Annotated in this window: 13 protein-coding genes; 9 read left to right on the top strand and 4 right to left on the bottom strand. The window is 38.0% G+C overall.

Annotated features, from left to right (window positions below):
• Positions 1–237: 237 nt before the first annotated feature.
• The 3 genes from ODZ84_RS21825 (at position 238) to ODZ84_RS21815 (ending at position 3,841) form a co-directional block, all read left to right on the top strand.
• The gene (locus tag ODZ84_RS21825) at positions 238–957 is read left to right on the top strand and encodes a hypothetical protein (protein WP_266174570.1); all 720 of its coding nucleotides are present in this window, start codon (positions 238–240) and stop codon (positions 955–957) included.
• A gap of 105 nt (positions 958–1,062) precedes the next feature.
• Complete coding sequence (locus tag ODZ84_RS21820) at positions 1,063–3,285, top strand: DUF2339 domain-containing protein (RefSeq protein ID WP_266174569.1); 2,223 nt, start codon at positions 1,063–1,065, stop codon at positions 3,283–3,285.
• Between the two features lie 118 nt (positions 3,286–3,403).
• A complete protein-coding gene (locus ODZ84_RS21815) occupies positions 3,404–3,841 on the top strand; it encodes a hypothetical protein (RefSeq protein WP_266174568.1) in 438 nt (145 codons plus the stop codon).
• Between the two features lie 45 nt (positions 3,842–3,886).
• Here the strand turns inward: ODZ84_RS21815 and ODZ84_RS21810 are convergent, their stop codons facing one another.
• Positions 3,887–5,167, bottom strand: a complete 1,281-nt coding sequence (locus ODZ84_RS21810; RefSeq protein ID WP_266174566.1) for a replication-associated recombination protein A — start codon at positions 5,165–5,167, stop codon at positions 3,887–3,889.
• 123 nt (positions 5,168–5,290) lie between these two features.
• On the opposite strand from ODZ84_RS21810, the gene yidD reads away from it, so the two are divergent.
• Together yidD and lgt are read left to right on the top strand one after the other, a co-directional pair.
• Positions 5,291–5,545, top strand: coding sequence for a membrane protein insertion efficiency factor YidD (gene yidD / locus ODZ84_RS21805; protein ID WP_266174565.1), 255 nt, complete (start codon positions 5,291–5,293; stop codon positions 5,543–5,545).
• A 415-nt stretch (positions 5,546–5,960) separates the two neighbouring features.
• Positions 5,961–6,827 carry a prolipoprotein diacylglyceryl transferase gene (gene lgt, locus ODZ84_RS21800; RefSeq protein WP_408612448.1) on the top strand — a complete coding sequence of 289 codons (867 nt, stop codon included), beginning with the start codon at positions 5,961–5,963 and terminating at the stop codon, positions 6,825–6,827.
• 85 nt (positions 6,828–6,912) lie between these two features.
• On the opposite strand, the gene ODZ84_RS21795 is transcribed toward lgt, so the two are convergent.
• The gene (locus ODZ84_RS21795; protein WP_266174564.1) at positions 6,913–8,427 is read right to left on the bottom strand and encodes an NAD(P)H-hydrate dehydratase; all 1,515 of its coding nucleotides are present in this window, start codon (positions 8,425–8,427) and stop codon (positions 6,913–6,915) included.
• 142 nt (positions 8,428–8,569) lie between these two features.
• Here ODZ84_RS21795 and mscL point away from each other — a divergent pair, with 142 nt between their 5' ends.
• On the top strand, positions 8,570–8,950 hold the full coding sequence (mscL, locus tag ODZ84_RS21790) for a large conductance mechanosensitive channel protein MscL (protein WP_266174562.1): 381 nt from the start codon (positions 8,570–8,572) through the stop codon (positions 8,948–8,950).
• Positions 8,951–9,007: 57 nt separating this feature from the next.
• Here mscL and ODZ84_RS21785 read toward each other — a convergent pair whose 3' ends face one another.
• Together ODZ84_RS21785 and ODZ84_RS21780 are read right to left on the bottom strand one after the other, a co-directional pair.
• Entirely contained in the window at positions 9,008–9,967 is a 960-nt protein-coding gene (locus ODZ84_RS21785) for a D-2-hydroxyacid dehydrogenase (RefSeq protein WP_266174561.1), read from the bottom strand.
• Between the two features lie 97 nt (positions 9,968–10,064).
• On the bottom strand, positions 10,065–10,472 hold the full coding sequence (locus ODZ84_RS21780; RefSeq protein WP_266177426.1) for an LNS2 domain-containing protein: 408 nt from the start codon (positions 10,470–10,472) through the stop codon (positions 10,065–10,067).
• A 475-nt stretch (positions 10,473–10,947) separates the two neighbouring features.
• On the opposite strand from ODZ84_RS21780, the gene idi reads away from it, so the two are divergent.
• Genes idi through gcvT form a run of 3 tightly spaced genes read left to right on the top strand, consistent with a single transcriptional unit; the run spans position 10,948 to position 13,016 of the window.
• On the top strand, positions 10,948–11,457 hold the full coding sequence (gene idi, locus ODZ84_RS21775; RefSeq protein ID WP_266174559.1) for an isopentenyl-diphosphate Delta-isomerase: 510 nt from the start codon (positions 10,948–10,950) through the stop codon (positions 11,455–11,457).
• 4 nt (positions 11,458–11,461) lie between these two features.
• A complete protein-coding gene (locus ODZ84_RS21770) occupies positions 11,462–11,932 on the top strand; it encodes a hypothetical protein (RefSeq protein ID WP_266174558.1) in 471 nt (156 codons plus the stop codon).
• Between the two features lie 7 nt (positions 11,933–11,939).
• Positions 11,940–13,016 (top strand): glycine cleavage system aminomethyltransferase GcvT, encoded by a 1,077-nt coding sequence (gcvT, locus tag ODZ84_RS21765; protein WP_266174557.1) that lies wholly within the window; start codon positions 11,940–11,942, stop codon positions 13,014–13,016.
• Positions 13,017–13,130: the final 114 nt, after the last annotated feature.

Below are 13,130 nucleotides of genomic sequence, written 5' to 3'. Positions count from 1 at the left end.
ACTAATCGGAGAGTATTTATACATTATACGGATGTAAATGCCGGAATTCATTTCCGATATTCATAACATAAACTAATTTATTGTTATTTTATTAATCAAAAAAATAAATTTGATTAAATTATTTTTATTAATTTTAGTTAATCGCTAAATTCATTCAGGCCAGAGGCATGATTTTTGTGATTATCTGTCAAACTAACTAACTGAGAAAAACCATTAACTAAATTAAATTTTTTAAACATGAAAACCAGAATTTGTAGTCTACTTTTAGCAGTGAGCGGGATAACCGCTTTGGCGCAGATTGGGATTAATACCCCCACCCCTACTGCAACCCTCGATGTGAACGGAACCTTGAAAGTAAGAGATATTCCTCAGACAACCACACTTCCCGGTTATCAGGTTATGGCATTAAATTTGGGAAATGCACAGGTTACGCGTGTGGACTCTCAGTTACTTACAGATGCTGCTGTTACTGCAGCTACCACCAATACAAGTGTGTATGCCGCCAGAAAAACAGCAGGAGTGAACTTATTGAGTCTGGGACTTTTCCCTACGGGATTCAGAGCTGTCAATTTCCTGACCAGCGAAAGAACCGTAGGAGCAGCGGGATTATTTACAGATACGGACAACAGCTATACGATTCCGTCTTCAGGGGTTTATGCCACCGGATTCACCTTCCGGTACGGATCAGGACTCCAGGCAGAGATCTTATCCAACTCTCCGGGAATCGGGATTGTAAGAACAAGAGCAGGAGTCGGAACCCTCATAGACAGCCGGACATTCAGTGGTGCCAATCTTGTTCTTTTGAGTTTGACCATTTCAGAAACAAGTCTGAATTCAGTTTATACTTTTCAGGCGGGAGATAAAGTTTCTTTCGGCCTCACCGGATCAAACGCACTTTCTGCCGCACTGCTGGGTTCCAGTGTTGCTTCATTCTACATTTACAAAATATCAAATTAATACATTAAACTGACTATAGATAATCCACTTTAGAAATAAGGTGGATTTTTATTTGGCAGCTATTTCAGACAAATCAATTATATTTGACTGTAAATAAAATCACGAATGACCTATTCAATTATTATTTTTGTTTTAATTGTTCTCATCATCTTCATCTACACCAGCCTTTATCATAAGATCAGGAGTCTGGAACATAAAATTTCAGAACTAAGCCGAAAGATAGATCAGAAAAATCAGGTTCTGCAAGAAATACAGGACAGTCCGGTAACATCCACCCGAAATATAACTGATATTCCTGAAAAAATGAAAGGCAACGATGAAGTAAACCACACCCAGGAAAACCTCCATGCTGATGAACAGAAAGACTGGCTTGCTTCCGTGTTTGATTTTTTGAAACAAAATGCATTAACGATCATTGGGATCTTTACCCTGGTACTGGGGATAGGATACTTCGTAAAATATGCCGTCGATAAAAACTGGATCGGCGAATCGGCGAGAGTGACAACAGGATTTTTCATAGGTGCTTTACTGATGGCAACGGGCCATTTTTTAAGAAAAAGCTACGGCACATTTTCATCTATTATAATGGGCGGCGGGATCAGTATCCTTTATTTTACGGTCACTATAGCCTTCAGAGAATATCATTTTTTTTCACAGAATGCAGCGTTCGGGATTACATGTCTCATTACCCTGGCTTCCATTGCCTTATCGTATTTTTATAAAAGTGAAATTTTAATTATTTTTTCTTTAGCTGGTGGTTTTCTGGCCCCGCTGATGATCAGCACCGGGCAAAGTAACTATCTTTTTCTGTTTATTTACTTAACGATATTAAATAGCGGAATGCTTGCCATTGTTTTTCTTAAAAACTGGAAAAGCGCAGGCTGGATCTGCTATATTTTTACCACAGCTTATCTGTTCTCCTGGACGCTTGAAAAAACTGAAATCCTGACGGTTTATTTTTATATAGCCACGTATATTATTTTCTACGTATTGGCATTACAGGAGTATATCAGGAAAAATATACTGGCCTCTTCCAGCATTTTAATGTTGGTACTAATCAATTTTTCAAGCGTTATCGGCATCGTTTATATTTTCAATCAGGAAAATTACCAGCCTGTCATGAGTTTTCCATTGGTTTTTGCCTGTATCAATATCTATTTGTTATACAGAGAATACCGAAAGAAAAACTTCGGAAATTCCTATTCTGTATTTACGGCAATCAGCATCAGTTTAGTGACGATCGCTATTGCACTTCAGTTCAAAACCCACCTGATCACAAGCGTTTGGGCGGTGGAAGCCACATTATTGTTATTTATCTGGAAAAAAACGGATCTTAAGATTTTCAGAATCTGTTTTTATCTGCTTTTCCCGCTCGTCATTATCGCACAAATGATGACCTGGGCAGAGTATTTCGATGCTAAAAATTTATCTGTCATTTTTAATCCAGTTTTCTTAACGAGCCTGGTCACCGTGGCAACGACATTTACAAACTTAATATTATTGAGAAAAATACCGGAAAATAACCAGCCGGAAAACAACTTTTATGAGAATATATTCAAAATATTATGTTTCGGAGTTATTTATATTTCATTTTTGCTCGAGATCATCTATCATATTTCTAAAGAATCATCTATTTTTATTACCACATACGCCTTGCTTTTCAGCATGTATTATATTCTGGCATTGATTATATTCCGTAAAAAACTGGATATCAATATTGGTCTTGAATCGGGAATTGTATACCTGTTTTTACTTCTAATTTTTTACCATGTCGCATTTTCAGGAACTGAAATTGCCGAAAATGTTATTCTTCAAAATATAAACCTTACGTTTTATTTTATTTATCTTCTTTACCTGATTCCTTTTGCTTTTGTGATCTGGAAGTTCTTCACAACGTCAGGCTTCTTCAGAACCAGGATTTCGTACTGGGCAATCGCAGCCGTACTTACCATAGTGGTAAGCAATGAGCTTTACCATCTTTATATTCTTGGAAGTACTGAAAGCATGTCTAATTTTTATGTGTACCAAAAGCATTTCCGTATATTATATCTTCCAATTATCTGGGCTGTTATGGCCAGTATATTTATTTATTCGGGGTTAAAACACAACAGACCCGAACTTAGCAAAGCCGGTTTTTCACTCATTGGGATCATGATCCTGAAACTTTATGCGTATGATGTCTGGCAGATGGACAATGTTTCGAGAATCATCGCATTTATTATTTTAGGAATCATTCTGTTGTTAAGCTCTTTTGCATTCCAGAGACTGAAAAATATTATTATCAATATGGTAGATAAAAAGAAGGAAAACAGTGGAAATAAGAGTTAATATCTTAACAAAAGACATTATTAATAGATAATATTCAAATTTTTTCAAAAATTCATTTACTTTTTATAAAATTTAACTATATTTATCGCGTTTTTAATCGTTATATATTCTATCAATTATGAAAAAAATACTCTACTCTTTTTTAATATTCTCTTCTGCAAGTTTATTGGCCCAGAAGAATCCTGCAACCAGATTTGCCGTTGCTAACGACATTGTCGGAACCGTAGACCTGTTTACCGGTAAGGAGAATATCATACAAAGCAAGCAGGTATATAAAACAGCCGCCAGCCTCCCGCAAAATCTGAAAAAATTCGGGTATATTGCTGATAACGGTTTAGTGGAATATAAGCTGAAAAAGGGATATGAAGGACAGGACAGACTGTCCCTGGCACAGATCAATGAAGGGCATGGAGTATCAAAAGATTCTCCGGTATTCGTTGACGGATATGAGTTTTCCAATCCGGATACGATGATTTATGCCGAAATTTTAAATAATGTGGAGGTGAAAGACAACAATGGTAAAAAATCAGTATTTGCCACTTCCAAACTGAAATAATTCTGAATACATATTGTCAATAAAGGATACTTCTGCGAGTATCCTTTATTCGTATTTATGATTCCATTTTTTCTTTAATTCCTCATATATTTTCTTTTCCGTAGCGTTATTTCCAGGTTCATATAATTTGAGATCCTTAATTTCTCCGGGAAGAAAATCCTGTTTTACAAAGCTTCCTTCATAAGAATGGGCATATTTATACTCTTTCCCGTAATCAAGATCTTTCATCAGTTTAGTGGGCGCATTTCTAAGATGTAACGGTACCGGGAGATTTCCTGTCTTTTTAACCAGTGCCAGTGCTTCGTTTATTGCCATATAGGCAGAATTGCTTTTGGGAGAAACGGCCAGATAGATCGCCGCTTCACTCAGGATGATCCTTGCTTCAGGATTCCCGATGACATTCACTGCCTGAAAACAATTATTGGCAACGACCAGCGCATTGGGATTGGCCAGTCCGATATCTTCTGCTGCCAGAATCAGCATTCTCCGTGCTATAAACTTGATATCTTCTCCTCCCGCGATCATTCTTGCCAGCCAGTACACCGCGCCGTTCGGATCACTTCCTCTCATCGATTTGATAAATGCGGAGATGATATCGTAATGCTGCTCTCCGTTTTTATCGTACAGCGCCATGGTTTCCTGTAAAACCTCAAGAACGTCATCGTTTGTAATTTCTTTCTTTTCTGAATTGATATACTGATTCAGCACCAGTTCCACAGAATTAATAAGCTTCCGTCCATCTCCTCCTGAATATTGAATAAAAGCTTCTTTTTCAAGAATCGAGAAATCCGTTTTTTCATCTTTATTATATCTCGCAGAGGCAATATCGATCAGTTCTTCTAATTTTTCGTAGCTTAATGCTTTCAGAATATAGACCTGGCTACGGGAAAGCAGCGCGGAAACGACCTCAAAACTTGGATTTTCTGTAGTCGCTCCGATTAAAACAATATACCCTTTTTCGACGGCATGCAGCAGAGAGTCCTGCTGGGATTTATTAAAACGGTGGATCTCATCAATAAATAAAATCGGTGATTTTCCTGAAAAAAGATTTTGTTTTTTGGCATCTTCAATAACATCACGCACATCTTTCACTCCGGAAGATACAGCAGAAAGTTTATAAAATTTCCGTCCCGATTTTTCAGATATAATCTCGGCCAGCGTTGTTTTACCGGTTCCCGGAGGTCCCCACAAAATAAGAGAATTCAGGGTGTTGTTTTCAATCATTTTCCGTATGGTCCCCTTTTCCCCGGTAAGATGCTCCTGGCCCAGAACATCTTCTAAGGTTTTAGGTCTCAGTTTTTCAGCTAATGGAATATTTTCACTCAAAATTTTTAAATTAGATTGCTAGTAATTGGTATTATTAATGGTTGCAGTGACAGCTTTAACAAGTCTGAAACTTCTAACAAATTTAAACTAATTTTCAATTTTTTACCCTATTTTTGCACTGTTTTGAAATTAACATTCAACAAAATCATCACTTTTCCTTTGGTAATTTTAATCAGATTTTACCAATGGTTTATCTCGCCCCTACTTCCCAAAAACTGCCGTTATGAGCCTACCTGTTCACACTATATGATAAAAGCACTGCAGGTTCATGGAATTTTTAAGGGGTTCTGGCTTGGAGTGAAAAGAATTTCAAGATGTCATCCATGGGGAGGAAGCGGATATGACCCTGTGCCTCCCAAGAACAAATTAAATAACTAATTAAAAAATAGCAATGAATAATATTTTTTTCAGAATCTACCTTGTCGTATTTGCATTTCTTTCCCAATGCTTTTTTGCGCAGGAATATCCGGAAGGTCTGTCGGACGGAACTTTAAAAATCGGAACCACAGCAGTACCTGTAAAGATCTATTCTACCACAGATCTCGGTGATCTGAATGAATTCTCGGAGAAAAAGACAGGAGGGAATACGCTTGTTATTCTGAATGCATCAAATCTTGAACAGGATACTTATGGTAGCAGCTCAATGATTTTAAACAAATTTAAAGCAGAAAATTATCAGTTCTTTGATAAAGACTTTAAGCTGATCGAGAATCCGGTTACCCAGGACAATATTCAGGCTTTTAAATATGCAGTAAAATCGGATAAGCCGATCAGCGGTGCTGAAAATGTAGCGCTGGAAACGCCTTTTAAAATCTGGGATCCTTCTACAGGTATTCACTTAGGGCCTGTAACACTTCATTTTTATAGCCTGATGTTTATTTTTGCTTTTGGATTCGGGTATATTTTAATGACTAAAATTTTTAAAATTGATAATGTTAATCAAAAATATTTAGAGCCTCTTTTCACCTGGACCCTGATAGGTACTATTCTCGGAGCAAGAATGGGACATGTAATCTTCTATCAGCCGGAACTGTTCAGGGAAGATTTCTGGAGTGTTTTTTTACCGATCAGTACTAAGAACGGTTTAAAATTCACAGGCTTTTCCGGATTGGCAAGTCATGGAGCCACCATTGCTTTAATTTTCACGACCCTTTACTATTCATTCAAAATCATCAGAAAAAATCCTTTCTGGGTGTATGACAGACTTGGTATCGTAGTTTCTCTCGGCGGCGCATTTGTAAGAATGGGTAACTTTTTTAACTCTGAGATCGTTGGAAAGCCGGTAGATCCCAATTCCCCGTTTGCATTGCTTTTTCCACAACAGAGCAGCGAATACGGAGTAACGGTACCACGTTATCCTACCCAGCTGTTTGAGGCTTTCGGATACATTTGTTTATTTGTCCTGCTATGGATTTTATACCGGAAAACCAATAAGAAATATCAGCAGGGATGGCTGTTTGGATTATTTTTCATCATTCTCTGGGCCATCAGATTCTTTGTGGAATTTTTAAAAATGCCTCAGGGAGAAGAATTTATCGAATTTGCCGGACTGAATACCGGACAGGTTCTTTCTATTCCATTTATGATTGCCGGAGCGGTGATTATGATTTACTCTAAAAAATTTAAAATTACGGAGGCTGAAAACGGAAAGCCGGAATAATTTAAAGCCAACAATAAAAAGCCGGGCCTGTCGATCGACAGGTCCGGCTTTTTATTTCAGCGAAATGATGATTTCATGTTGTCATTTACAAATCGATTTCAACTTTATCATTTAAAGCTTTAAATACATTCCCGATTTCATTAATAACATCCGTCGGAAGCATAGATTCTTTTGAATATTTTTCTGCTGCCCGTTCAGCGGCGGTCCCATGTAGCCATACTCCAAAAACAGCAGCCTGTTCTTCCGAATATCCCTGCGCCAGCAGTGAGGTAAGAATTCCGGTAAGAATATCCCCGCTTCCTCCTTTCGCAAGCCCCGAGTTTCCGGTGATATTGTAAAAGACATTTCCCTCCGGAGTAACCACCTGGGTGTGATGGTCTTTTAAAACAATATGAATATCGAGCTCTTCAGCTTTTCTTCTTGCAAGTTCCACTCTCTCAAAAGAGTTTTCCGAAGGCCCGAATAACCGCTCGAATTCTTTCGGATGTGGAGTAATGATTGATTTTTTCGGTATTGTTTTTAAGTTCTTTTTATCATTCGAAATAATATTCAACGCATCTGCATCCAGAACCAGCGGTCTGGTGTAATCTTTTAAAAACTGAAGTACATTTTTCTCTGTTTCAGCATGTGTTCCCAAGCCCGGACCGATTCCATATACTGACTGATCATCAGATTCAAACTGATGTACATGCTCTGTACCACTTTCTATGAACATCGCCTCAGGACAAGAAGTCTGAATAATTTCATACCCGCATTTCGGTGCTACGGTAAACGTTAAACCGGATCCGGTTTTCAGTGCTGCCAGTGTAGATAGGACAGCAGCGCCCATTTTCCCATAGCTTCCTCCTATAATACAGGCTTTACCATATGTCCCTTTATGTGAAAAATCCTCTCTCGGTTTAAAGATGGTTTTAATCATTTCCTCATCGGTGACAAAGTTTTTTGTATCGGTTTGAGCAATGTATTCTTCACTTAAATCGATATTCAGAATCTTTACCTTACCTGTATATTTTCCCGTTTCAGGATGGAGAAAACTCTTTTTCCAGAATTGAAAGCTAAGCGTATAGTCTGATTTGAGTACGGAAGAGGCTTCCGTAGAAATGATATCCGGAAAAAGCCCCGAAGGCATATCGATGGATATTTTCACATTAGGCTTTCTATTCAGAATCTCTATAAGATCTTTAAAATCACCTTCTACCTCTCCGGATAAACCTGTTCCGAACAGCGCATCGATAATGATAGTCCTTTTATCAAAACGGTAATTTTCCGCTTCGCTCAGATTTCTGATCATGATCCCTGAAAGTTCTTTAAGTTCTCTGAAATTTTCGGCGGCATCTTTCGAAAACTTTAGTTTGGGGTTAACAAATACATCGATATCAAAACCCTTGAGGTAAAGCATTCTGGCAATGGCCAGACCATCGCCGCCATTATTTCCGTTGCCACAGAATATGGCAAAATTCCTGTGATTCTTACAATTATCTGTTATCCATTTCACACATGAATGGGCTGCCCTTTCCATCAGGTGGATTGAAGAAACAGGTTCGTTCTCAATAGTATACCGGTCTCCCTGTCTGATTTGTTCTGCTGTAAAAATTTTCATACCTGTCAATCTATCGTTTTATACATTGTGTGTACATCAATTTACGAAACTATTCCTATTTTTTTTGTACCAAAGCGTTAAAAATACTAAAAGTTTTCATACTTTTATTTTTGAAAAAACATTTATTAAAAAAATATAAATTATGGGATTTTTAAAAGAATTCAAAGAGTTTGCCGTTAAAGGCAATGTGATCGATCTTGCTGTCGGTGTCATCATTGGCGGGGCATTCGGAAAAATTGTTTCCTCATTGGTAGACGATGTTGTCACGCCACTTCTGCTGAATCCGGCCATGAAAGCTGCACATGTTGAAAACATTAAAGAACTGTCCTGGAACGGAGTTACCTACGGAAACTTTCTATCAGCAGTGATAAACTTCCTGTGCATCGCATTTGTGCTCTTCCTGATGATCAAAGCCATCAACAGGGTATCCAAGCCTAAGGAAGAAGCTGCACCTGTCATTACGGAGGACCAGAAATTATTAATGGAAATCAGAGATTTACTCAGAAGCAAAAACAATATATAAGATAAACAGCACCTTAATGAGGTGCTGTTTTATTTTTATCCTTTTATTTAGTATTGACTACTGAATCTGTAAGATGCTTGAAATCTGCTCTGCCAGAGATAATCCGATTCTGTCCTGAGCTTCCAGGGTAGAAGCCCCGGTGTGAGGAGTTAAAGATATTTTAGAATGATTCAGAATTTCTTTTGAAGGAGTAGGCTCATTAATGAAAACATCAAGGCCGGCGAACTTCACTTTTCCTGAATCTAAAGCTTCAATCAGAGCAGCTTCATCGATTACTCCGCCTCTTGAGCAGTTTACAATTGCTACTCCGTCTTTCATGATGGCAAACTCATCTTTGCCGATCATATATCCATCTTTCTGAGCCGGTACGTGGAGGGTAATAAAATCCGAATGTTTCAGCACTTCCTGAAGCGGTTCTGTTTCGATTTCCACATTGATGAACTGATGATTGTAAAAAGTCACTTTTATACTTGCTTTTCCTACATTATTATCTGCAGCAATGACTCTCATTCCAAGTCCGAGAGCAATTTTTGCCACTTCCTGCCCTATTCTGCCCATTCCTACGATACCGATGGTTTTACCTTTCAGCTCTATACCTTTTGCGTATGCCTTTTTAAGATCGGCAAATTCCGTATCTCCTACCAAAGGCATTTTTCTGTTAGAGTCCTGTAAAAATCTTGCTCCTGAAAACAGGTGGGCAAAAACAAGCTCAGCAACCGATTCTGAAGAGGCAGAAGGGGTATTGATCACGTGAATTCCTTTTTCCCTTGCGTACGCTACATCAATATTATCCATTCCGACTCCGCCTCTTCCGATGATTTCTATCGACGGACAATGATCTATAATATCTTTTCTCACCTGGGTAGCACTTCGTACTAAAATAGTACGGATTTTGTGCTCATTAATATAATCTACCAGAAGTTCCTGGGGAACTTTTGTAGTAATCACCTCAAATCCTTTTTCTGTCAGTGCATCAATTCCAGACTGATCCAGACCGTCGTTTGCTAAAACTTTCATAATACGTTATAATTATATAAAAAAAATTAAAGATTAAAAGATTAATAAAATTTACGGGCTGTAAATAATTTAATCGTTTAATCTTTATTTTATCATTTTAATCTTCTTCTTTGAAAACCTCAATGGTTACCTGTTTTTCCACCAAGTCAGTGAATTTGCCTTTATATCTTGTAGCTCTTACCAGATGATTATCGATCCAGTGGTAGTTTCCGCCCCTTGGCTTTCCGCACAAAACGCTATGGTATTTGAACCCGTGTTTATCCAGCCAGTCGATGGTAATCTGTTTCAGATTTTCTGTTCTGGAGGTAAAAAAACAGATCTGGTGACCTTCATCATACCATTTATTGATGGTTTCAAGAGCGTCAGGAAATGGTTCACAGGTCACCATTCTATCGGGTTCTTCATTAGGAACATCTTCCGTTATGGTTCCGTCGATATCAATTAAGTAGTTTTTTACGCCGTCCTTCAGTACCGGACTTAAGTGTTCAATGTATTCTAGTTCCATCATGAAATTTTGAATTGCAAAGTTATGACTTTTACATTAAAAAGGCTTCTTAAACTTAGTTTATATTAAAAAATTACTCAAAAAGACGTTATTTAATAAACAACAGTTGTAGTATATCCATTACGATGCTAACTGACTGAATGTTTCCTTCACCTCAGCGGCACGCATCAGCAGACATGAGCTTCTGATATTTTATCTGCCTGAACAATCATTTTCCCCATAATAATTTCAGTCCGTTCTCTCATTCATATTATTAAATGATAGTAATAATGCTGATCCAATGTCTGGATTTTTATTTGATGACTTATTTCCAGTATGAAGTGCTGTAAACTTTATCAGATGGTGTTGATGTTCGCGACAAATCTGTGAAAATACCTATACTCATTTTTAATTTAACTTCTTCATGCCTTATCAAAAAACATGATGTTTTACAAAAAATTTCCAAAATACATTTATTACACTTACATTTGTAAGAATGGAAGAATTTGTAGTTTTAGTAGATCCTGAAGACAATGTTCTAGGTCTGATGGAAAAGCAGCAGGCCCATGTGAACGGCTTATTACACCGTGCTTTTTCCATATTTCTGTTCAATACCAAAGGAGAGATGCTGCTGCAGAAAAGAGCGGAAGGAAAATACCACTCGCCTATGAAATGGACCAACACCGTCTGCTCTCACCCCAGACAGGAGGAAAGCTATCTTCAGGGAGCCATGCGCAGATTAGAAGAGGAACTGGGCATCCAAACGGATCTTACAGAAAAATTTCATTTTATTTACAAAGCCAATGTTGGAGGCGGACTCTGGGAACATGAACTGGATCATGTTTTCACCGGAATTTTTGAAGATGAATTTCAATTCAATCATGATGAAGTGGCTGAAGTACGATACATCTCCCCTGAAGACCTGGACCGGGAAATGGCTGAAAATCCTGAAAACTTTACAGAATGGTTCAAGATCATTCTTGAAGAATATAAACACCACTTTTAGAGTCATGAAAAAAATCATTCTGGCATTTATCTTTCTATCGGGACCACTATTTCTGTCACAAAAAGCAGGGATATATGACAGTCCTAACTACTCCATTAATGTTCCTGAAAACTGGAAAGCGACCAATGACAGCGATATTGTCAATGTGTTTCCGTCCAGTGAAATCGGAGCCATTACCATATCTGAATATCATGACCTGGAGATTCCGAAAGAAGAAATAAAGAAATTCATCCTTGCTCTTTATAAGTCTCCGGATGATGAAAATAAGATAAAAAGCAGTAAAAGCAAAAAAGGATATACCGAGTATTTTTACGAATATTTCGACGAAAAAGACCGATTATTCTGGGTTACCAAAGTGTTTCAGAAAGACAAAGCGCTGTACCTGGTTTCCATCAACTGCGGTCAGAAATACTGGAACGGGAACTATATGAGCCTTTTTCAGGATACCTTTAATAGTTTTAAAATAAAGAAATAAATTAAATATGAAGAAAACAGCATTGTACGATAAACATGTTTCTTTAGGAGCCAAAATCGTACCTTTCGCAGGTTTTGAGATGCCTGTACAATATTCAGGAGTAACGGAAGAACATTTTGCCGTAAGAGAAAAAGCAGGACTGTTTGATGTTTCGCACATGGGGCAGTTTTTTGTGGAAGGTCCCGGTGCCAAAGATCTTTTACAGCTGGTAACCACCAATAATGTAGATGCTCTGGAAAACGGTAAGGCTCAGTATTCTTGTCTTCCGAATGAACACGGGGGAATTGTAGACGACCTTATTGTTTACAAAATGGAAGACGATAAATATTTTGTGGTTGTCAATGCCTCAAACATTGAAAAAGACTGGAATCACATTGTAAAATTCAATAAGTTTGATGCTACTTTAACCGATGCTTCAGACGATATGTCCCTATTAGCGGTTCAGGGTCCGAAAGCTACTGAAATTCTTCAGAAACTTACAGAAACCAATCTTTCTGAAATTCCTTATTATCATTTCACAATAGGATCTGTGGCGGGAGTTGACCAGGTTATTATTTCAAATACAGGTTATACGGGAAGCGGAGGCTTCGAGATTTATTTTAACAATGAATCGGCGGAAAATCTTTGGGATGCGATCATCGAAGCGGGTCAGCAGGAAGGAATTATTCCTTGTGGTTTGGCTGCCAGAGATACTTTGCGACTTGAAAAGGGATTCTGTCTTTACGGAAACGATATCGATGATACCACTTCTCCTATAGAAGCAGGTTTGGGATGGATCACAAAATTCGACAAAGAATTTATTTCTAAAGATACTTTTGCCAAACAGAAAGAAGAGGGCGTAACCAGAAAACTGGTTGCATTTGAACTGACTGATAAAGGTGTTCCAAGACATGATTATCCGGTTGTGGATGCTGAGGGTAATGTGATCGGAAAAGTAACTTCAGGGACTCAGTCTCCCATGAAAAAGGTCGGTTTGGGACTTGCTTACGTGGATAAACCTCACTTTAAACTGGGTTCCGAAATCTTTATTCAGGTAAGAAACAAAAATATTCCTGCAAAAGTTGTAAAGGCTCCATTTGTCTAAAAGATGAGCTTACTCTAAATAAAAAACCGCCTGATCACTGCTGATGAGGCGGTTATTTTTTGGGAGCTTATTCCGGCTATCCGCTATATCTTTTTGCCATGTCCGGTCCGGCTC

Source organism: Chryseobacterium fluminis, from assembly GCF_026314945.1.
GTDB classification, from domain to species: domain Bacteria; phylum Bacteroidota; class Bacteroidia; order Flavobacteriales; family Weeksellaceae; genus Chryseobacterium; species Chryseobacterium fluminis.
Note: the sequence above shows the minus strand (reverse complement) of the source record. Positions and strands in the feature narration are given on the sequence as shown.